This is a genomic window from Corynebacterium comes, assembly GCF_009734405.1.
In the GTDB taxonomy this organism is placed as follows: Bacteria; Actinomycetota; Actinomycetes; order Mycobacteriales; family Mycobacteriaceae; genus Corynebacterium; species Corynebacterium comes.
On the sequence record NZ_CP046453.1, the window covers coordinates 1,280,274 to 1,301,210 of the forward strand.

General features: G+C 64.2%; 14 protein-coding genes, 3 rRNA genes and 1 pseudogene. All 18 read left to right on the plus strand.

Features of this window, described 5'->3' with window-relative positions:
- The first annotated feature begins 2 nt into the window (after window positions 1-2).
- The 18 genes and pseudogenes from argB to steA all read left to right on the plus strand — a co-directional run bounded on the left by argB (window position 3) and on the right by steA (window position 20,930).
- Complete coding sequence (gene argB / locus CETAM_RS06185; RefSeq protein WP_156227973.1) at window positions 3-944, plus strand: acetylglutamate kinase; 942 nt, start codon at window positions 3-5, stop codon at window positions 942-944.
- Entirely contained in the window at window positions 937-2,115 is a 1,179-nt protein-coding gene (locus CETAM_RS06190) for an acetylornithine transaminase (RefSeq protein WP_156227975.1), read from the plus strand. The genes argB and CETAM_RS06190 overlap by 8 nt, the downstream gene beginning before the upstream one ends.
- Before the next feature lie 2 nt (window positions 2,116-2,117).
- Complete coding sequence (gene argF, locus CETAM_RS06195; RefSeq protein WP_156227977.1) at window positions 2,118-3,086, plus strand: ornithine carbamoyltransferase; 969 nt, start codon at window positions 2,118-2,120, stop codon at window positions 3,084-3,086.
- Between the two features lie 5 nt (window positions 3,087-3,091).
- The gene (locus tag CETAM_RS06200) at window positions 3,092-3,568 is read left to right on the plus strand and encodes an arginine repressor (protein WP_156227979.1); all 477 of its coding nucleotides are present in this window, start codon (window positions 3,092-3,094) and stop codon (window positions 3,566-3,568) included.
- 74 nt (window positions 3,569-3,642) lie between these two features.
- Window positions 3,643-4,842: an argininosuccinate synthase gene (locus CETAM_RS06205; RefSeq protein WP_156227981.1), complete on the plus strand. Its 1,200-nt coding sequence runs from the start codon at window positions 3,643-3,645 to the stop codon at window positions 4,840-4,842.
- 3 nt (window positions 4,843-4,845) lie between these two features.
- A complete protein-coding gene (gene argH / locus CETAM_RS06210; protein ID WP_156227983.1) occupies window positions 4,846-6,279 on the plus strand; it encodes an argininosuccinate lyase in 1,434 nt (477 codons plus the stop codon).
- 116 nt (window positions 6,280-6,395) lie between these two features.
- Complete coding sequence (locus CETAM_RS06215; protein WP_156227985.1) at window positions 6,396-6,584, plus strand: Trm112 family protein; 189 nt, start codon at window positions 6,396-6,398, stop codon at window positions 6,582-6,584.
- Between the two features lie 42 nt (window positions 6,585-6,626).
- The gene (gene tyrS / locus CETAM_RS06220; RefSeq protein WP_156227987.1) at window positions 6,627-7,895 is read left to right on the plus strand and encodes a tyrosine--tRNA ligase; all 1,269 of its coding nucleotides are present in this window, start codon (window positions 6,627-6,629) and stop codon (window positions 7,893-7,895) included.
- Window positions 7,896-8,546: 651 nt separating this feature from the next.
- Window positions 8,547-10,067, plus strand: a 16S ribosomal RNA gene (locus tag CETAM_RS06225).
- A 471-nt stretch (window positions 10,068-10,538) separates the two neighbouring features.
- Window positions 10,539-13,626 (plus strand): 23S ribosomal RNA (locus CETAM_RS06230).
- Between the two features lie 153 nt (window positions 13,627-13,779).
- A 5S ribosomal RNA gene (gene rrf, locus CETAM_RS06235) occupies window positions 13,780-13,897 on the plus strand.
- Together the 16S, 23S and 5S rRNA genes form the textbook arrangement of a ribosomal RNA operon.
- A gap of 57 nt (window positions 13,898-13,954) precedes the next feature.
- Window positions 13,955-14,962: pseudogene (locus tag CETAM_RS06240) on the plus strand (tetratricopeptide repeat protein); the annotation flags it as partial.
- A 30-nt stretch (window positions 14,963-14,992) separates the two neighbouring features.
- Window positions 14,993-15,976, plus strand: a complete 984-nt coding sequence (locus CETAM_RS06245; RefSeq protein ID WP_156227991.1) for an HAD-IIA family hydrolase — start codon at window positions 14,993-14,995, stop codon at window positions 15,974-15,976.
- Window positions 15,970-16,152: a hypothetical protein gene (locus tag CETAM_RS06250; RefSeq protein ID WP_156227993.1), complete on the plus strand. Its 183-nt coding sequence runs from the start codon at window positions 15,970-15,972 to the stop codon at window positions 16,150-16,152. Before CETAM_RS06245 ends, CETAM_RS06250 begins: the two co-directional genes overlap by 7 nt.
- Window positions 16,153-16,162: 10 nt before the next feature.
- Window positions 16,163-16,987 carry a TlyA family RNA methyltransferase gene (locus CETAM_RS06255; protein ID WP_156227995.1) on the plus strand — a complete coding sequence of 275 codons (825 nt, stop codon included), beginning with the start codon at window positions 16,163-16,165 and terminating at the stop codon, window positions 16,985-16,987.
- Window positions 16,984-17,922, plus strand: a complete 939-nt coding sequence (locus tag CETAM_RS06260; protein ID WP_156227997.1) for an NAD kinase — start codon at window positions 16,984-16,986, stop codon at window positions 17,920-17,922. Before CETAM_RS06255 ends, CETAM_RS06260 begins: the two co-directional genes overlap by 4 nt.
- Window positions 17,923-17,967: 45 nt before the next feature.
- A complete protein-coding gene (recN, locus tag CETAM_RS06265; protein WP_156227999.1) occupies window positions 17,968-19,695 on the plus strand; it encodes a DNA repair protein RecN in 1,728 nt (575 codons plus the stop codon).
- Window positions 19,696-19,745: 50 nt separating this feature from the next.
- Entirely contained in the window at window positions 19,746-20,930 is a 1,185-nt protein-coding gene (steA, locus tag CETAM_RS06270; RefSeq protein WP_156228001.1) for a putative cytokinetic ring protein SteA, read from the plus strand.
- Window positions 20,931-20,937 lie beyond the last annotated feature (7 nt).

Here is a 20,937-nt window from a genome sequence, read left to right on the forward strand (position 1 = left end):
CCATGGATTCCCTGAAGAAGCTCAGCCCCGAGGCGCGTGCGCACGTACTCGCTGAAGCCCTGCCTTGGCTGCAGCACTTCCGCGACAAGATCGTCGTGGTCAAGTACGGCGGCAACGCCATGGTCGATGAGGACCTCAAGGCAGCCTTCGCCGCCGACATGGTCTTCCTGCGCACCGTCGGCGCCAAGCCGGTCGTCGTCCACGGCGGCGGACCGCAGATCTCCGAGATGCTCTCGCGCGTCGGCCTGGAGGGTGAGTTCAAGGGCGGATTCCGTGTGACCACGCCCGAGGTCATGGAGATCGTCCGCATGGTGCTCTTCGGCCGCGTGGGCCGCGACCTCGTCGGGCTGATCAACTCCCACGGCCCCTACGCGGTGGGCACCTCCGGAGAGGACGCCGGCCTGTTCACCGCCACCAAGCGACTGGTCGACGTCGGGGGAGTGCCGACCGACATCGGTCTGGTCGGCGACATCACCGACGTCAACCCGGACGCACTCATGGACATCATCGAGGCCGGCCGGATCCCGGTCGTCTCCACCATCGCCCCCGGTGAGGACGGCGAGGTCTACAACATCAACGCCGACACCGCCGCCGGCGCGCTGGCTGAGGCCATCGGCGCCGAGCGTCTGCTCATCCTCACCAACGTCGAGGGTCTGTACACCGACTGGCCGAACAGGGACTCACTGGTGTCCAAGATCGTCACCTCCGAGCTGGAGACGCTCCTGCCGGACCTGGACTCCGGCATGATCCCGAAGATGGAGTCCTGCCTGCGTGCCGTCCGAAGCGGCGTCTCCGCCGCGCACGTCATCGACGGCCGCATCGCGCACTCCGTCCTCCTGGAGCTGCTCACCATGGGTGGTATCGGCACCATGGTGCTGCCCGACGACTACGACCGCGCCGACTACCCCGCGGGAACCGTTCTGAGGAAGGACACCAATGAGTGACGCACTGAAGCAGTGGAACGAGGTGCTGATGAACAACTACGGCACCCCGTCGATCGAGCTGGTCTCCGGCAAGGGGGCCACGGTGACGGACTCCCAGGGCCGGGTCCACATCGACATGCTGGCGGGCATCGCCGTCAACGCCCTCGGACACGGGCATCCGGCGATCATCGAGGCCGTCACCCACCAGCTCAGCCAGCTCGGCCACGTGTCCAACCTCTTCGCCACCAAGCCGGTCATCCAGACCGCCACGACGTTGAAGGAACGCATCGGCGACGACTCTGCCCGGGTGTTCTTCTGCAACTCCGGTGGCGAGGCCAACGAGGCCGCCTTCAAGCTGGCGCGCCTGACCGGCCGCTCCCGTGTGCTCGCAGCCGTCAACGGCTTCCACGGCCGCACCATGGGTTCGCTGGCCCTGACCGGTCAGCCGGAAAAGCGCAAGCCCTTCGAGCCCCTACCCACCGGCGTGGAGTTCTACCCCTACGGCGACATCGACTACCTGACCACGCTGGTCGAGGTGAACCCGACGGACGTCGCGGCCATCTTCCTCGAACCCATCCAGGGTGAGACCGGTGTCATCCCGGCGCCGGAGGGCTTCCTCCGCTCCGTCCGCGAGCTCTGTGACACCCACGGCATCCTCTTCGTCGCCGATGAGGTGCAGACCGGAGTGGGCCGGACCGGCGATTTCTTCGCCTTCCAGCATGACAACGTCCTCCCCGACGTGGTCACCATGGCCAAGGGCCTCGGCGGCGGCATCCCGATCGGTGCGACGATCGCCCGCGGCCGGGCCGCCGAGCTCTTCGGCCCGGGCTCCCACGGCACCACCTTCGGCGGCAACCCGATCGCGTGTGCCGCCGCCAACGCGGTGCTCGGCATCGTCGACGACGCCTTCTGCCGGGACGTCGGCCGCAAGGGTGAGTTCTTCGCCGAGAAGCTGCGCGCCATCTACGGCGTGACCGAGGTCCGCGGACGTGGACTGATGCTGGGCGTGGTGCTGGAACACGACGTCGCGAAGCAGGCCGTGGCCAAGGGCTTCGACCACGGCCTGATCCTCAACGCACCGGCGGACAACGTCATCCGCCTCACGCCGCCGCTGGTGATCAGCGACGACGAAATGAACGCGTGCGTCGACAAGCTCTCCGAGCTGCTCACCGAACTCTCCAAGGAGGACTGACAATGACCACCCCCAACGTGCGGCACTTCCTCGCCGATGACGACCTCACCCCGGCCGAGCAGGCCGAGGTGCTCGAGCTTGCCGCCGAGCTGAAGAAGAATCCGCTGTCGGAGCGTCCCCTCGAGGGCCCGCTCAGCGTGGCGGTACTCTTCGACAAGTCCTCCACCCGCACCCGATTCTCCTTCGACGCCGGAATCGCCCACCTGGGTGGACATGCCATCGTCGTCGACTCGGGCAAGACCCAGATGGGCAAGGGCGAGTCCTATCAGGACACCGGGGCGGTGCTCTCCCGATTCACGGAGATGATCGTGTGGCGCACCTTCGCCCACGACAATCTCCTCGCGATGGCGGAGACCGCCACCGTGCCGATCATCAACTCCCTGTCTGATGATCTGCACCCCTGCCAGATCCTGGCAGATCTGCAGACCTGCGTGGAGAACCTCTGCCCCGGGCAGGGCCCCGCCGGGCTGAAGGGCAGGAAGGCGGTCTATCTGGGTGACGGCGACAACAACATGGCCAACTCCTACATGATCGGTTTCGCCACTGCCGGAATGGACATCGCCGTCATCGCGCCGGACGGGTTCCAGCCGAAGCCGGAGTTCGTCGAGCGTGCGCGCCGCCGCGCGGAGGAGACCGGCGCGACCGTGACCGTCACCGACGACGTCGGGGCAGTCGCCGGCGCGGACGTGGTCATCACCGACACCTGGGTGTCCATGGGCATGGAGGAGGACGGCAAGGACCGCCGCACCCCGTTCCTGCCTTACCAGGTGAACGCGGAGATCATGGCGAAGGCGGGGGAGCAGGCCATCTTCCTGCACTGCCTCCCCGCCTACCGCGGCAACGAGGTCACCGCCGAGGTCATCGACGGACCCGCCTCCCGCGTGTTCGACGAAGCGGAGAACCGTCTGCACGCGCAGAAGGCACTCATGGTGTGGCTGCTGGGCAACCAACCCGGCACCCGGCCGGAGTAGGCGCGATGACCACCCCGGCAACCCGCACCGCCCGGCAGGCCAAGATCCTGGAGATCTTGTCCAAGACACGGGTCTCCAGCCAGGTGCAGCTGTCGGAACTGCTTCTCGACGAAGGCTTCGACATCACCCAGGCCACCCTGTCCCGGGATCTCGATGAACTCGGCGCGAAGAAGATCCGACCCGACGAGGGCCGGGCCTACTACGTCGTCGGATACGTCGAGCAGGCGCTGGCGGAGCAGCTCACCGGCCCGAAGGAGAAGCTGCGGCGCATGCTCGACGAGCTGGTCGTCGGGGTCGACCACTCGGCCAACATCGCGGTGCTGCGGACCCCGCCCGGGGCGGCCCAGTACCTGGCCAGCTTCATCGACCGGGTCGGCCTCGACGAGGTCGTCGGATCAATCGCGGGTGATGACACCATCTTCGTCCTCGCCCGCGAACCCCTCACCGGCCGTGAGCTGGGGGACCTGCTCACCAGCCGGTGAGCCCCCGGTATCCTGGTCGGGACTGAGAAAATACCTTCCTTCCTTTCACTTTTCATCACTCAAGGAGAACCCATATGTCTGCACGCGTCGTCCTCGCCTACTCTGGCGGCCTCGACACCACCGTCGCCATCCCCTACCTGTCGAAGATGACCGGTGGAGAGGTTGTCGCCGTGTCCCTGGATCTCGGTCAGGGCGGCGAGGACATGGAGTCCGTGCGCCAGCGCGCCCTGGACTCCGGTGCCGTCGAGTCCATCGTCATCGACGCCCGCGACGAGTTCGCCGAGGAGTACTGCCTGCCGACCATCAAGGCCAACGGCATGTACATGAAGCAGTACCCGCTGGTGTCCGCGATCTCCCGCCCGCTGATCGTCAAGCACCTGGTCAAGGCCGCCGAGGAGTTCGGCGGCACCCATGTCTCCCACGGCTGCACCGGCAAGGGCAACGACCAGGTCCGTTTCGAGGTCGGCTTCCGCAACGCCAACCCGGAACTGGAGATCATCGCCCCGGCCCGTGACTACGCCTGGACCCGCGACAAGGCCATCGCCTTCGCCGAGGAGATCGACCTGCCGATCGAGCAGTCCGCATCCTCCCCGTTCTCCATCGACCAGAACGTGTGGGGCCGCGCCATCGAGACCGGCTACCTCGAGGACCTGTGGAACGCCCCGACCAAGGACATCTACGCCTACACCGAGGAGCCGACCCTGGGTAACGCCCCGGACGAGCTCATCATCTCCTTCAAGGCCGGTAAGCCGGTAGCCATCGACGGCAAGCCCGTCACCATGCTCGAAGCCATCGAGGAGCTCAACCGTCGCGGCGGCGCCCAGGGCGTCGGTCGCCTGGACATGGTCGAGGACCGTCTCGTGGGCATCAAGTCCCGTGAGATCTACGAGGCACCGGGCGCCATGATCCTGATCAAGGCCCACGAGGCCATCGAGGACGTCACCGTCGAGCGCGAGCTCGCCCGCTACAAGCGTCTCGTCGACGCCCGCTGGTCCGAGGAGGTCTACGACGGCCTCTGGTTCGGCCCGCTGAAGCGTTCCCTCGACGCTTTCATCGAGTCCACCCAGGAGCATGTCACCGGCGACATCCGTCTGGTCCTGCACGCGGGTTCCATCACCGTCAACGGTCGTCGCTCCGGCCACTCCCTGTACGACTTCAACCTGGCGACCTACGACTCCGGCGACACCTTCGACCAGACCATGGCCAAGGGATTCGTCAAGCTGCACGGCCTGTCTTCCGAGATCGCCAACAAGCGCGACCGCGAGGCGAAGTAACCCATGCAGCAGCACGGAACCAACGAGGGTGCGCTCTGGGGCGGCCGATTCTCCGGTGGCCCGTCGGAGGCCATGTTCGCGCTGAGCGTTTCCACCCACTTCGACTGGGTTCTGGCGCCCTACGACGTGCTCGCCTCCAAGGCGCACGCCCGGGTCCTGCACTCCGCCGGCCTGCTTTCCGACGCCGACCTGGCCACCATGCTCGACGGCCTCGATCAGCTCGGGCGTGACGTCTCCTCCGGCAAGTTCGGCCCCGAGCCCACCGACGAGGACGTTCACGGTGCCATGGAGCGCGGTCTCATCGACCGCGTCGGCCCGGAGGTCGGCGGTCGCCTGCGTGCGGGTCGTTCCCGCAACGATCAGGTGGCCACCCTGTTCCGCATGTGGGTGCGCGACGCGGTCCGTGACATCGCCATCGGCGTCACCGAGCTTGTCGACGCCCTCGTCGACCAGGCCGCCGCCCACCCGGACGCCATCATGCCCGGCAAGACCCACTTCCAGGCCGCGCAGCCCGTGCTGCTCGCCCATCAGCTGCTGGCGCACGCCCAGCCGCTGCTGCGCGACATCGAGCGCATCCGTGACCTGGACAAGCGTCTGGCTGTCAGCCCCTACGGCTCCGGCGCTCTGGCGGGTTCCTCCCTGAAGCTCAACCCGGAGGCGATCGCCGAGGAGCTCGGTTTCGACTCCGCGGCGGACAACTCCATCGACGCCACCTCTTCCCGTGACTTCGCCTCTGAGACGGCCTTCGTGCTGGCCCAGATCTCGGTTGACATGTCCCGTATGGCTGAGGAGATCATCGCGTGGTGTACCCCGGAGTTCGGCTACGTCACGCTCGCCGACGCCTGGTCCACCGGTTCGTCGATCATGCCGCAGAAGAAGAACCCGGATGTCGCGGAGCTGACCCGCGGCAAGTCCGGTCGACTGATCGGCAACCTCGCCGGCCTGTTGGCCACCCTGAAGGCGCAGCCCCTGGCCTACAACCGTGATCTGCAGGAGGACAAGGAGCCCATCGTCGACTCGGTGTCCCAGCTGAATCTGCTGCTGCCCGCGATGACCGGTCTCGTGTCGACGCTGACCTTCCACGAGGATCGTCTGCGCGAGCTCGCTCCGGCCGGGTTCACCCTGGCCACCGACCTCGCCGAGTGGATGGTCCGCGAGGGCGTGCCGTTCCGGGAGGCTCACGAGGCCTCCGGCGCGTGCGTCCGCCTCGCCGAGGAGCGTGGCGTCGGCCTGAACGAGCTGACGGACGAGGAACTGCAGGGCGTCGATAAGCGACTGACCCCCGCGGTGCGTGAGGTGCTCACCATCGACGGCGCGGTGGCGTCGCGTGTCACCCGCGGCGGCACCGCCGGTGTGCGTGTCGCAGAGCAGCGGGACCGGGTGGCAAACGCCTCCCGCGACCACCACACCTGGGCCACCACCCCGGTGCGGGCCTAGGCATCTGCCGCAGGGGCCCGGAGAAGCATCACTTCAGTGCTGCTTCTCCGGGCCCCTCTCTGTACACCGAGGATCCAGTCCGGCTGAGGGTCGGACGCCGGGTACGATACTGAACCATGAGTCTCGATCCGAAGTTGCTGGAGGTCCTGGCCTGTCCCAAGGACAAGGGCCCGCTGACCTATCTCGAGGACCGTCAGGTCCTGGTCAATGAACGCCTTGGCCTCGCCTATCGCATCGATGACGGCATCCCCGTGATGCTCATCGACGAAGCGATTCCCTGGCCGCCGGCCCCCGACGCAGACTAAGCCTCCACCTCCCACGACACACAAGGATCCCGAAGAACACCCATGAACATCATCGACGAGCTCGCCTGGCGCGGCCTGATCAACCAGTCCACCGACCTGGACGCCCTGCGCGAGGCCTGTGAAAAGCCGATCAGTCTCTACTGCGGTTTCGACCCGACCGGGGACTCCCTCCATGCCGGCCACCTGGTGCCGATGGTGATGCTGCGCCGTTTCCAGGATTTCGGCCACCGCCCCGTCACGCTGGCCGGCGGCGCCACGGGCATGATCGGTGACCCGCGTGACGTCGGGGAGCGCAGCATGCTCACCGACGAGGACGTCGCCGCGAACATGGAGGCGATCAAGTCCCAGCTGCGTCGCTTCGTCGAGTTCGATGCCGGCGCGGACAACGACGGCGTCATGGTGAACAACGCCGACTGGACGATGAGCATGAACGTCATCGACTTCCTGCGCGATGTGGGCAAGAACTTCTCCCTCAACACCATGCTCGACCGCGACACCGTCAAGCGTCGCCTGGAAACTGACGGCATCTCCTACACCGAGTTCTCCTACATGCTGCTGCAGGCCAACGACTTCGTGCAGCTGCGGCGCAACTTCGACGCCATCCTCCAGATCGGTGGCGGCGATCAGTGGGGCAACATCGTCTCCGGCATCGACCTCAACCGGAGGATGGACGGCGCCAAGGTGCACGGCCTCACCGTCCCGTTGGTCACCGACGCCGAGGGCAACAAGTTCGGCAAGTCCACCGGCGGTGGAAAACTGTGGCTGGACGCGGAGAAGACCAGCCCCTACTCCTGGTACCAGTACTTCATCAACGCCGGCGATGCTGTGGTCATCGACTACCTCAAATGGTTCACCTTCCTCACCCGGGCGGAGATCGCCGAACTGGAGACCGAGGTCGCCGAGCGCCCGTTCAAGCGCGAGGCGCAGAAACGACTCGCGCGCGAGATGACCAACCTCGTCCACGGTGAAGAGGCGACAAAGGCAGTCGAGCTCGCCTCGCAGGCGCTCTTCGGCCGCGCCGAGCTGAGCGACCTCGACGAGAAGACCCTCGCATCCGCGGTCTCGGAAACCGAGGTTTTCGAGATCAATGCCGGTGGGGACCGCAAGATCGTCGATCTGCTCGTGGGTACCGGACTCGTCGACTCCCGGGGCGCCGCACGTCGTGCCATCAAGGAAGGTGGCGCATACGTGAACAACGAGCGCATCGAATCCGAGGACTGGGAGCCGACTGACGCAGACCTCCTGCACGGCTCCTGGCTGGTCCTGCGCCGCGGCAAGAAGAACTTCGCCGGCGTGAAGATCAGTGCCTGACCGCTGAGGCCGCAGCGATACCCCGTCTGAACAGGCGATTTGGTGAAGGCGGGGGAGCTGAGTAACTTAATGGGAGTCGCACAGAGCGCCGCGGGAAACTGCGAGACGCACAGTGTGACCGGGAGATTAACTCGAAGTTGACACCAAGATAACGGTGAACTACAGTTAGAAATCCAGCCGCCAAAGACCAAGCCCGAAAGGGTGAGAGATCGGTGTGCGGATGTTGTGTGAGAACTCAATAGTGTGCCAATGTACTTTTGTTTGTGACTTTGGTTGTGTCGTTCATCGGCCCTGACTCCCCGTGTTGTGGGGGTGGGGTGGGTGTGTGCCGGGTGGTACCTGTTCATAACGGGGTGCCACTGTAAATAATGCGCGCGGTGGTTGTCATCGTGTGAGTTGTTGTGGCGCAGGCATGGTCATGGTCGCTGATAGGAAGTAGGTGGCCCCCGTTTCCTTCCCCGTCAGGGTGGGTGAGGGGTCACAGATTTTTTTAGGTGATCATGGTGTCCCGGACCCTTTTGTGGTTCGGGGTGGCTGTGGTTGTTTTTTGGCAATCAACTGAAACATCATCGCCTTTCGGGGTGGTGGTGTGCTGGTTGTTTGTTTTTGGTTGGGTTTGGGCTTTCTACGCCTGAGACTTTTTCTGAAGTTTTTGTGGAGAGTTTGATCCTGGCTCAGGACGAACGCTGGCGGCGTGCTTAACACATGCAAGTCGAACGGAAAGGCTCCTTCGGGAGTACTCGAGTGGCGAACGGGTGAGTAACACGTGGGTGATCTGCCCTGCACTTCGGGATAAGCCTGGGAAACTGGGTCTAATACCGGATAGGACCTCTCTTTAGTGTGGGGGGTGGAAAGGTTTTTCCGGTGCAGGATGAGCCCGCGGCCTATCAGCTTGTTGGTGGGGTAATGGCCTACCAAGGCGTCGACGGGTAGCCGGCCTGAGAGGGTGGACGGCCACATTGGGACTGAGATACGGCCCAGACTCCTACGGGAGGCAGCAGTGGGGAATATTGCACAATGGGCGGAAGCCTGATGCAGCGACGCCGCGTGGGGGATGACGGCCTTCGGGTTGTAAACCTCTTTCGACAGGGACGAAGTGAAAATGACGGTACCTGTATAAGAAGCACCGGCTAACTACGTGCCAGCAGCCGCGGTAATACGTAGGGTGCGAGCGTTGTCCGGAATTACTGGGCGTAAAGAGCTCGTAGGTGGTTTGTCACGTCGTCTGTGAAATTCCGGGGCTCAACCTCGGGCGTGCAGGCGATACGGGCAATACTTGAGTGCTGTAGGGGAGACTGGAATTCCTGGTGTAGCGGTGAAATGCGCAGATATCAGGAGGAACACCAATGGCGAAGGCAGGTCTCTGGGCAGTTACTGACGCTGAGGAGCGAAAGCATGGGTAGCGAACAGGATTAGATACCCTGGTAGTCCATGCCGTAAACGGTGGGCGCTAGGTGTAGGGGACTTCCACGTCTTCTGTGCCGTAGCTAACGCATTAAGCGCCCCGCCTGGGGAGTACGGCCGCAAGGCTAAAACTCAAAGGAATTGACGGGGGCCCGCACAAGCGGCGGAGCATGTGGATTAATTCGATGCAACGCGAAGAACCTTACCTGGGCTTGACATACACCGGACCGGCGTAGAGATACGTCTTCCCTTGTGGTCGGTGTACAGGTGGTGCATGGTTGTCGTCAGCTCGTGTCGTGAGATGTTGGGTTAAGTCCCGCAACGAGCGCAACCCTTGTCTTATGTTGCCAGCACGTCATGGTGGGGACTCATGAGAGACTGCCGGGGTCAACTCGGAGGAAGGTGGGGACGACGTCAAATCATCATGCCCCTTATGTCCAGGGCTTCACACATGCTACAATGGTCGGTACAGCAGGTCGCCAACTCGCGAGAGTGCGCTAATCCTTCAAAGCCGGCCTCAGTTCGGATTGGGGTCTGCAACTCGACCCCATGAAGTCGGAGTCGCTAGTAATCGCAGATCAGCAACGCTGCGGTGAATACGTTCCCGGGCCTTGTACACACCGCCCGTCACGTCATGAAAGTTGGTAACACCCGAAGCCAGTGGCCCAACCCCTTTGTGGGAGGGAGCTGTCGAAGGTGGGATCGGCGATTGGGACGAAGTCGTAACAAGGTAGCCGTACCGGAAGGTGCGGCTGGATCACCTCCTTTCTAAGGAGCTTGACAGTCGGCGTCGCGGTAGCGGCGTCGCATCCGCTGGTTGGGGTTGCGAATGTCAACCCGCCGGCGAACAGATAATCGGGTGGACGCACACCGTGAGGGTGGGCGAATTTCAGCCGGGGTCACAGACGTTGAAGAGGGTATGTTGGCACGCTGTTGGGTGTCTGGGACAACATTGTTGTTTCGGTGATCATCCATGTTTTCGTCGGTGCCGTGGGTACCGGGGTGCTGCCGGGTCCTCCTTGTGGGGGGTCGGTGGTGTCCCGGTGCGGGTGCCGGTGGGGGTGGGTGGTGTGTTGTGTGAGAACTGTATAGTGGACGCGAGCATCTTTATTTTGTGTGTGCCGTGTGCCTTTGTCCCTGCTTTCGGGTGGGGGAGGGTGTGCGGTGAATGTTTGTGTGAGTGTTAGTTCACCCGCCGGTCGGCCTGTCCCTGTTGTGGGGGTGGGTGGGTCGGTGGAATGTGTTTGTAGTAAGGGCGCATGGTGGATGCCTTGGCATACTGGGCCGATGAAGGACGTGAGAGGCTGCGTTATGCCTCGGGGAGCTGCCAACTGAGCGTTGATCCGAGGATGTCCGAATGGGGAAACCCGGCCACCGTTATGGGTGGTCACCTCACAGTGAATTCATAGCTGTGGTGGAGGTTGACGCGGGGAAGTGAAACATCTCAGTACCCGTAGGAAGAGAAAATAAGGTAATGATTCCGTCAGTAGCGGCGAGCGAACGCGGATGAGGCTAAACCGTGTGTGTGTGATACCCGGCAGGGGTTGCACATGCGGTGTTGTGGGATGCGATGGGGGTGGCCTGCCGGCTGCCCGCACGATGTGCATGTGGTCAGCGGAAGTGGTCTGGGAAGGCCCACCGGAGCGGGTGAGAGTCCCGTACGTGAAGACTGTGTGTGCCGTGTTGTCGTATTCCCGAGTAGCAGCGGGCACGTGAAATCTGCTGTGAATCTGCCGGGACCACCCGGTAAGCCTAAATACCCAGTATGACCGATAGCGGATTAGTACCGTGAGGGAATGGTGAAAAGTACCCCGGGAGGGGAGTGAAATAGTACCTGAAACCATGTGCCTACAATCCGTCAGAGCACCTCTTGTGTGTGATGGCGTGCCTTTGGAAGAATGAGCCTGCGAGTCAGCGGCATGTCGCGAGGTTAACCCGTTGTGGGGTAGCCGTAGCGAAAGCGAATACTAACTAGTGTGATCTAGTGGCATGTCCTGGACCCGAAGCGGGGTGATCTACCCATGGCCAGTGTGAAGCGACGGTAAGACGTCGTGGAGGCGCGAACCCACTTAGGTTGAAAACTGAGGGGATGAGCTGTGGGTAGGGGTGAAAGGCCAATCAAACTCCGTGATAGCTGGTTCTCCCCGAAATGCATTTAGGTGCAGCGTTGCGTGGTGCTTGCCGGAGGTAGAGCTACTGGTTGGTTGAGCGGGACTACAATCTTAGCAATGTCAGCCAAACTCCGAATGCCGGTTAAGTTAGCGCAGCAGTGAGACTGTGGGGGATAAGCTTCATAGTCGAGAGGGAAACAGCCCAGATCGCCGGCTAAGGCCCCTAAGGGTGTACTAAGTGGAAAAGGATGTGGGATCGCGAAGACAGCCAGGAGGTTGGCTTAGAAGCAGCCATCCTTGAAAGAGTGCGTAATAGCTCACTGGTCGAGTGGTCCTGCGCCGACAATGTAATGGGGCTCAAGTACACCGCCGAAGCCGCGGCAACAATCCACATTGGTGGATGTTGGGTAGGGGAGCGTCGTGCACGCGGTGAAGCAGTACCGTGAGGGGCTGTGGAGTGTGTGCGAGTGAGAATGCAGGCATGAGTAACGAATTGGCAAGTGAGAATCTTGCCCGCCGGATGACTAAGGGTTCCTGGGTCAAGTTCGTCTTCCCAGGGTGAGTCGGGACCTAAGGCGAGGCCGACAGGCGTAGTCGATGGACAACGGGTTGATATTCCCGTACCCGTGTATGTGCGCCCATGGTGAATCAGTGATACTAACCACCCATAATCCGTCACCTGTCAGGCTTTGCCTGACGGGGGCGGGGCGTGCGTGGAGCCTGATCTGGTAGTAGCCAAGCGATGGGGTGACGCAGTGGGGTAGCCGTGCCACTTATTGGATTGTGGTGTAAGCGTGTAGCACGAGGGGACAGGCAAATCCGCCCCTCATCAAGGTGTGAGACGTGATGCGTAGCCCTTCGGGGTGATGTCGGTGATCCCGTGCTGTCGAGAAAAGCCTCTAGCGATGGACATACATGGCCCGTACCCCAAACCGACACAGGTAGTCAGGTAGAGAATACTAAGGCGTTCGGGTGAACTGTGGTTAAGGAACTCGGCAAAATGCCCCCGTAACTTCGGGAGAAGGGGGGCCAGCACCGGTGACCGTTCTTGCAACGTGAGCTGGTGGTGGTCGCAGAGAATAGAGGGAAGCGACTGTTTATTAAAAACACAGGTCCGTGCGAAAACGTTTAAGTTGAGGTATACGGACTGACGCCTGCCCGGTGCTGGAAGGTTAAGAGGACCGGTTAGTGACCCTTGCGGTTGCGAAGCTGAGAATTTAAGCCCCAGTAAACGGCGGTGGTAACTATAACCATCCTAAGGTAGCGAAATTCCTTGTCGGGTAAGTTCCGACCTGCACGAATGGCGTAACGACTTCCCTGCTGTCTCAACCACAGGCCCGGTGAAATTGCAGTACGAGTAAAGATGCTCGTTACGCGCGGCAGGACGAAAAGACCCCGGGACCTTCACTATAGCTTGGTATTGGTGTTCGGTTCGGTTTGTGTAGGATAGGTGGGAGACGTTGATCACATGACGCCAGTTGTGTGGGAGTCGTTGTTGAAATACCACTCTGATCGGATTGGATACCTCAACCTTGGCCCATGATCTGGGTCGGGGACAGTGCCTGGTGGGTAGTTTAACTGGGGCGGTTGCCTCCTAAATAGTAACGGAGGCGCCCAAAGGTTCCCTCAGCCTGGTTGGCAATCAGGTGGTGAGTGTAAGTGCACAAGGGAGCTTGACTGTGAGAGTGACAACTCGAGCAGGGACGAAAGTCGGGACTAGTGATCCGGCACCAACTTGTGGATGTGGTGTCGCTCAACGGATAAAAGGTACCCCGGGGATAACAGGCTGATCTTCCCCAAGAGTCCATATCGACGGGATGGTTTGGCACCTCGATGTCGGCTCGTCGCATCCTGGGGCTGGAGTAGGTCCCAAGGGTTGGGCTGTTCGCCCATTAAAGCGGTACGCGAGCTGGGTTTAGAACGTCGTGAGACAGTTCGGTCTCTATCCGCCGCGCGCGTTGAAACTTAAGGAAGGCTGTCCCTAGTACGAGAGGACCGGGACGGACGTACCTCTGGTGTGCCAGTTGTTCCGCCAGGAGCAGGGCTGGTTGGCTACGTACGGAAGGGATAACCGCTGAAAGCATCTAAGCGGGAAGCCTGTTTCGAGATGAGGTTTCTTTTGAGGTTCCCCATAGATGATGGGGTTGATAGGCCGGATCTGGACGCACCGTAAGGTGTGGAGGTGACCGGTACTAATACACCGACAAAAACACATACCATCCCACCTCGTGGGGTGTGTGCAACGCACGTAACACATCAGCAGCACAATATGTAAGTGTTGCCCGCGTCCACTATGCAGTGTCTGACACAGCACACCCGTATCACCGGGACACCACCCCCTCTTGTGGGGGGGTTGTTCCGTGGGATGTGTCGGTGGTTGATAGCGGCAGGGAAACGCCCGGTCCCATTCCGAACCCGGAAGCTAAGCCTGCCCGCGCCGATGGTACTGCACCCGGGAGGGTGTGGGAGAGTAGGTTACCGCCGACACTAAAATTTAACAGAGGAATGAAAGACGCGGTCTGTCGAGTTGAGAGTCTTCTCCTCGATGGACCGCGTTTTTCGCATACCTGCCTGAGGGCAGAGAATATGGGAGAGAATAGTCGCATGTCCGATCGCCCGAGCCGTGACCGCCAGAACGATTCCCACGATGGACGTCCGCAGCGCCCCGGTGGCCCCCGCCGCCGAGAAGAGCGCAGCGACGACCGTGGAGGGCAGGGCGAACGACAGGGACGCGGTGACTACCGCGACCGTCGTGAAGGTCCGGGGGACCGGGACCGTCGTGCGGGTGGGGAACGCCGTCACGCCCAGCGTGCCGGCGAGGATCGTCCCTCCCACATTCGTTCCGGCCCTCAGCGCTCGGGTTTCCGCGAGGAACGACTGAACAAACGGATGACCGAGCCGGATCTTCCGGACGACATCGAGATCACCGACCTGGATCCGATGGTGCTCCAGGATCTGAAGGTGTTGTCCAAGGACAACGCCGAGGCTGTCGCCCGCCACATGATCATGGCGGCGACCCTCATGGAGGATGACCCGAAGCTGGCGCTGCGTCATGCGCGTGCCGCGAAGGACCGTGCCGGCCGGGTGGCTGTCGCACGTGAGACCAACGGTATCGCCGCCTACCGTGCCGGCGAGTGGAAAGAGGCGCTCTCCGAGTTGCGTGCTGCCCGTCGTATGCAGGGCGGACCGGGCATGATGGCTGTCATGGCCGACTGCGAGCGTGGTCTCGGCCGTCCGGAGAAGGCTGTTGAGCTGGGCCGATCGGATGAGGCCCGGATGCTGGACCGTGAAGGGGCGGTGGAACTGGGCATCGTCATCGCCGGTGCGCGACTCGACATGAGCCAGCCGGAGAGCGCGGTGGTGACCCTTCAGCGTCTGAACCCCGACAAGGCCTCGACCGGCCAGGTCGACGCACGCCTGTCCTACGCCTATGCGGATGCGCTGGCTGCAGCCGGCCGTACGGCTGAGGCTCTCGAATGGTTCGAGCACGCCGAGAAGATCGATGAGGACGGCATGCTGGATGCCGCCGACCGCATCGCCGAACTGTCCTGAGCCCCACACACCTGATTACACTGGGAAAACATGAGCCTTCTAGCCACCCATGATGCCCTGCTCCTCGATCTCGACGGAACCGTCTGGGAAGGGGGACGGGCCATCCCCGGGGCCGTGGAGGCCATCAATGCCTCGCCGGTGCCGGGCGTCTACATCACCAACAACGCCATGCGCGCCCCTTCCGATGTCGCAGAAAAGCTGCGGGGCATCGGCCTGAACGCGGTGGAAGAGGACGTGGTCACCTCCGCACAGGCCGCCATCGAGCTGGCTGCCCGGTCCCTGGAACCGGGTGACGCGATCTATGTCATCGGTACCTCCTCCTTCAAGGAGCTGGCGACCCGGGCGGGTTATGTCGTGGTCGACTCTGCAGACGATAAGCCTAAGGCCGTGCTGCAGGGGCTGGACCCGGAGGTGACCTGGGCGCAGCTCTCGGAGGCAGCGCTGGCCATTCGTGGCGGGGCCTCGTACTTCACCTCCAACCTGGACACCACGCTGCCCACGGAGCGGGGCCTGATGGTGGGCAACGGCTCGATGGTCGCGGCTGTCGTGTCCGCCACGGGCGTCACCCCTACCTCCGCGGGCAAGCCGCTGCCGGCGATGATGCACACCGCCGCACGACGTCTGGGGGCTCAACGGCCCCTGGTGGTGGGCGATCGTCTGGACACGGACATCGAAGGCGGCAACGCCGCGGGCATGCCGACGTTCCAGGTGCTCACGGGCGTTTCCGGACACATCGCACTGGTGGAGGCGGTCAAGGAGCAGCGCCCCACCTATGTGGCTGATTCTCTGCATGAGCTGAACCTGTCGGCGGCGGAACTCTCCCCGGGCGCCCAGGGCGGTTTCACCGCCCGCGTCGACGGCGATGACATTCTGCTCGAGCGCGGCACCGCAGGCTCGACCTCCATTCAGGCGCTGCGGACCGTGCTGGAGGTGGCCTGGGCGCTGCCGAAGCCGCCGGCGCTCATCCGCCCGATGAGCGATGACGCCTACCGCGCGGTGGCGGACTGGTGGTGAACCCCGGCGACCTGGCCCGGGTGCAGAAGCGGGCGGAGGAAGGGCTGAGCCCGGGGGACGTGGAGAAGCAGCTGGCGGACATCCTCGGAGAAGAGACCACCAGCCTGGCCGGGGAGGCCGATCAGCTCACCCGGGCGCACGCGGTGCTGCACCGTGCCCTGCAGGACAACGGATAGGAGCCGAGTCATGGCTGTCGCACGCAGGCGGCTGGACGCCGAACTGGTCCGCCGCAAGATCGCCCGTTCGCGGGAACAGGCCGTGGAGATGATCAGGGCCGGACGGGTGTTCGTCGGCGGCTTTCAGGCGATGAAGCCCGCGACCGTCGTCGAACCCGAGGTGTCCATCCGTGTGGAGGAGACCGAGGACGATGACTGGGCCTCGCGGGGCGCCCACAAGTTGCTCGGCGCTCTCGAGACCTTCGAGCCGCAGGGGCTGAAGGTCAGCGGACGGAAGGTCCTGGACGCGGGTGCGTCGACGGGAGGATTCACGGATGTGCTGCTTCGTCGCGACGCCGCCGAGGTCGTCGCCGTCGACGTCGGTTACGGCCAGCTCATCTGGCGGCTGCAGAATGATCCGCGCGTGAGGGTGCTCGACCGGACCAACATCCGCCATCTCACCCCCGAGATGTGCGGCGGACCGTGCGACATGATGGTCGGCGATCTGTCGTTCATTTCGCTGCGCCTGACGCTGCCCGCCATTGTGGCGTCCCTTACCGATGGGGCGGATCTGCTGCCCATGGTCAAGCCCCAGTTCGAGGTGGGCAAGGACCGCCTGGGCTCGGGTGGGGTGGTTCGCAGTCCGCAGCTGCGCGCCGAGGTCACCCGGGAGGTGGCGGAGTTCGCCGCTACCCTGGGGCTGAGTTGCAGGGGTGTGGTGGCGTCGCCGCTTCCCGGGCCCAGCGGAAACGTAGAATACTTTCTGTGGCTGATCAAGGACGGCGGCGCATCCGCGCCCGCGCCGGAGCAGCTGACCGTGATGATCGACCAGGCCGTGCAGGAGGGCCCCCAATGAGTGAGCACCTGAACGACGAGTTCCGCGAGATTCTGTTGGTCCCGCATACCGGGCGCAGCAAGAATCTCGTGGCGGCGGAACGCACCGCTGAGCTTCTCGACTCCGCCGGCATCACCGTCCGTGTCCTCGTCCATCAGGACGGGCGGCCCCTGGAGGGCAGCCCGGTGCTCTCCCGTCTGTCGCGTGTCACCCACACCGCGGATGCTGCCGAGGGCTGTGAACTGGTGCTCGTCCTCGGTGGCGACGGCACTTTCCTCCGTGCCGCGGACCTGGCGCATTCCGTGGACGTCCCGGTCCTGGGTATCAACCTCGGGCATGTCGGCTTCCTCGCCGAGTGGGAGGTGGAGTCCCTGGATGTGGCGATCCAACGGGTCATCGACCGCTCCTATCGCGTCGAGGACCGCATGACCGTGGACGTCACCGTCCTGGACAATGATCTCGAGGTCATCGGCCGCGGCTGGGCCCTCAACGAGGTCAGCGTGGAGAACCTCAACCGCCGCGGCGTGCTCGACGCCATCCTCGAGGTGGACGGACGGCCCGTCTCCTCCTTCGGCTGCGACGGCGTGCTCATCTCCACTCCGACGGGCTCGACCGCCTACGCGTTCTCCGCCGGCGGCCCGGTGCTGTGGCCGGAGCTCGACGCGATCCTGGTGGTCCCCAACAACGCGCACGCGCTGTTCACGAAGCCGCTGGTGGTCTCCCCGCGGTCGACGGTCGCGGTCGAGTCCAACCCGGAGTCCTCACCCGCGATGGCCGTCATGGACGGTTTCCGCCCCATCCCCATGCCCCCCGGCTCGCGCGTCGAGGTCGTCCGCGGCTCCCGTCCGGTGCGGTGGGTGCGTCTCGACGACTCCACCTTCACCGACCGGCTGGTGACCAAGCTGCGCCTGCCGATCTCCGGTTGGCGGGGCCCGAGGGCACAGAAGAACCCGTAGTGTCAATCGGGTATCTAGTACAGGTGTTCGGGTAGGGTTGGCGGCATGCTCGCTGACATCGCCATCGAGAACCTCGGCGTCATCCCCGCCGCCTCCGCGGATCTGGCCGAGGGTCTCACCGTCCTGACCGGTGAGACCGGCGCCGGTAAAACCATGGTGGTCACCGGTCTGCGACTGCTGGCCGGCGGCCGCGCCGACGCTTCCCGGGTGCGCAACGGCGCACTCCAGGCAGTCGTCGAGGGCCGGTTCATCACCTCCTCGCTGGCAGAGGACGTCGCAGGTCAGGTGGTTGAACTTGTGGATGCCGCCGGGGGCGCCCCCGACGAGAACGGCGAGTTCATCGCCTCCCGCACCGTCAACGCCAACGGACGTTCCCGCGCGCACCTGGGCGGGCGTTCCGTCCCGGCGGCGACGCTGGCGGAGTTCGCGGCCCCACTGCTGACCATCCACGGTCAGAACGATCAGCTGCGTCTGCTTGCCCCGGAGCAGCAGCTCGTCGCGCTCGACAGGTTCGACCCGGCGATCTCTCCGCTGCTGGCGAACTATCGCAGCGCCTGGCGGGAGTGGCGCGCTCTGGAGAAGGACCTGCGCCAGCGCACCGAGTCCCGTCGTGAGTTGGCGCAGGAGATCGACCGGCTGCAGTTCGCGCTCGATGAAATCGACGGCGTCGAGCCCGAGCCCGGTGAGGACGCCGAGGTCCTCACCCTGATCCGTCGGCTGCAGGACGTGGACACGCTGCGGGAGGACGCGTCCACCGCGCTTTCGGCGATCGACGGTCCGGAATCCCTCGGCGGCTACTCCGAGGAGGATCCCGCCTCCACGCTGCTGGGCCGGGCAGCGACGGCGCTGAGCGGGTCCGAGGACGCCGAACTGAAGGAGCTGGGGGAGCGCCTCACGGAGATCACCACGCAACTCTCCGAGATCTCCGTGGAGCTCGGCGGATTTCTGACCGACCTGCCGGCGGACCCGGAGCAGCTCGAGCAGCTCCTGCAGCGACAGCAGCAGCTGAAGATGCTCACCCGCAAATACGCGCCCGACATCGACGGGGTGCTCGCCTGGCGGGACAAGGCCCGGACGCGACTGGGCAGGATCGACATCTCCTCCGAGGCGCTGGATGAACTGAAGAAGCAGGTGGCTGCGGCGAAAAAGACGATGACCGCCGCCGCCAGGAAGCTCAGTGCTGCACGGAGGAAGGCCGCAGGCAGGCTTGCCGGGGAGGTCACCGCGGAGCTCCAGGGCCTCGCGATGGCCAAGGCCAGGTTGGTGGTTGACGTGCGTGACGTCGCCCCGGGACGCGACGGCGCCGACGAGGTGGAGCTCATGCTCGCCCCCAACGCGGGCACCGAGCCCCGGCCGTTGGCCTCCTCGGCCTCCGGCGGCGAGCTCTCCCGCGTCATGCTGGCGCTGGAGGTGATCCTCTCCGCCGGGACGCAGGGCGCGACCCTCGTTTTCGACGAGGTCGACGCCGGCGTGGGCGGACGCGCCGCCGTGGAGATCGGCAGGCGACTGGCGCGACTGGCCACGCGTAACCAGGTCATCGTGGTCACCCACCTCCCGCAGGTCGCGGCCTACGCGGACACCCATCTTCACGTGGCCAAGGATGTGGGGGACGAGGCCGTCACGTCGGGCGTGCTCACGCTCAGCCCGGAGCAGCGGGTGGAGGAACTGGCCCGCATGCTTGCCGGGCTGGACGACACCGACACCGGCCGGGCGCATGCCGCGGAGCTGCTGGAACGTGCCCGGACCGAACGCGAGGAGTTTCGTCGCGGCTGAGTCCCGCGCGCCTTCACCATTCCGGGCGGGAGGGCCGTCACAATGGCCTCATGAGTCTGTTCTCCCGCACCGCCGAACTGCCCGGGCTCCAGGGCACCCTGCGCGATTGCACTGCCGGAGGCAAAGGCCAGTCGCGCCTGCGTGCCGGTGACATCGCCGTCATCAACACCCCTGACATCTCCCGGCAGGAGGCCCAGCGGCTCATCGACGCCAAGCCGGCCGCCGTGGTCAACGTCTCCCAGTTCTCCACGGGCGCGGTCCCCAACTTCGGCCCCCACATGCTGCTGGAATCCGGGATGCTGCTCGTCGAGGGTGTCGGCGCCGAAATCGGTACCTCGCTCAAGGACGGCAAGAAGGGCCGCATCACCGAGGACGGCGAGGTCCACATCGGGGACCGTGCGATCGGTGGCGGCACCGTGGTCACCCCGCAGTCCGCGGAGACGACCTTCACCTCCGCCCAGCAGTCCCTGGTGGACCGCATGGAGGCGTTCTTCGGCAACACCATCCAGTTCATCCACTCCGAGGGGCCGTTGCTCCTCGACGGACTGGGCATCCCGGACACCGGCACGGAGATCCGCGGCAAGAAGGTTCTCGTGGTCAGCCCCGGCGCGGAACACCGCAACGAGGTGAAGCTGCTGCGCAACTTCATCCGCGAATACGAACCGGTGATCATCGGTGTGGACTCGGCCGCGGACACCCTGGTCGAGCTCGGCTACAAGCCCGACCTCATCGTGGGTAACCCGGCCGGCATCGGGGCGGATACGCTGCGCAGCGGCGCCCGCGTCGTCCTTCCGGCGGACCCGGACGGTCATGCCGCCGGGCTGGAGCGGATCCAGGATCTCGGCGTCGGCGCGATGACCTTCCCGGCGGCGACCGATTCCGCCACTGACCTGGCACTCCTGCTCGCCGACTACCACGGTGCGAAGCTGATCGTGCTCGCCGGCAGCCCATTTGATCTGGATGACGTCTTCGCCGACGAAGCGAGCGCGACCCCCGCGGCGATGCTCGTCCGCTCGAAGCTCGGGCCGAAGCTCGTCGATGCGAACGCCATCGTCGGGCTCTACAACATGGGCAGCGGCAAGGGTGTGGGCTGGTTGTGGGCGGTGCTGGGCATCCTCGTGGCGCTGGCCGTGATTGTCCTCGTCGTCGGTCTGGCCGGCCCGGGCTCATTCACCGACAACCTCATCGACACCTGGAACAGCATCGCGCTGACCTTCCAGGGCTGGTTCCGTTAAGGGAGCG

What these genes read in the sequence shown, in the direction of transcription:
- argB (WP_156227973.1), top strand. Translation starts at nt 3, where the DNA reads ATGGATTCCCTGAAGAAGCTCAGCCCCGAGGCGCGTGCGCACGTACTC.
- CETAM_RS06190 (WP_156227975.1), top strand. Translation starts at nt 937, where the DNA reads ATGAGTGACGCACTGAAGCAGTGGAACGAGGTGCTGATGAACAACTAC.
- argF (WP_156227977.1), top strand. Translation starts at nt 2,118, where the DNA reads ATGACCACCCCCAACGTGCGGCACTTCCTCGCCGATGACGACCTCACC.
- CETAM_RS06200 (WP_156227979.1), top strand. Translation starts at nt 3,092, where the DNA reads ATGACCACCCCGGCAACCCGCACCGCCCGGCAGGCCAAGATCCTGGAG.
- CETAM_RS06205 (WP_156227981.1), top strand. Translation starts at nt 3,643, where the DNA reads ATGTCTGCACGCGTCGTCCTCGCCTACTCTGGCGGCCTCGACACCACC.
- argH (WP_156227983.1), top strand. Translation starts at nt 4,846, where the DNA reads ATGCAGCAGCACGGAACCAACGAGGGTGCGCTCTGGGGCGGCCGATTC.
- CETAM_RS06215 (WP_156227985.1), top strand. Translation starts at nt 6,396, where the DNA reads ATGAGTCTCGATCCGAAGTTGCTGGAGGTCCTGGCCTGTCCCAAGGAC.
- tyrS (WP_156227987.1), top strand. Translation starts at nt 6,627, where the DNA reads ATGAACATCATCGACGAGCTCGCCTGGCGCGGCCTGATCAACCAGTCC.
- CETAM_RS06245 (WP_156227991.1), top strand. Translation starts at nt 14,993, where the DNA reads ATGAGCCTTCTAGCCACCCATGATGCCCTGCTCCTCGATCTCGACGGA.
- CETAM_RS06255 (WP_156227995.1), top strand. Translation starts at nt 16,163, where the DNA reads ATGGCTGTCGCACGCAGGCGGCTGGACGCCGAACTGGTCCGCCGCAAG.
- CETAM_RS06260 (WP_156227997.1), top strand. Translation starts at nt 16,984, where the DNA reads ATGAGTGAGCACCTGAACGACGAGTTCCGCGAGATTCTGTTGGTCCCG.
- recN (WP_156227999.1), top strand. Translation starts at nt 17,968, where the DNA reads ATGCTCGCTGACATCGCCATCGAGAACCTCGGCGTCATCCCCGCCGCC.
- steA (WP_156228001.1), top strand. Translation starts at nt 19,746, where the DNA reads ATGAGTCTGTTCTCCCGCACCGCCGAACTGCCCGGGCTCCAGGGCACC.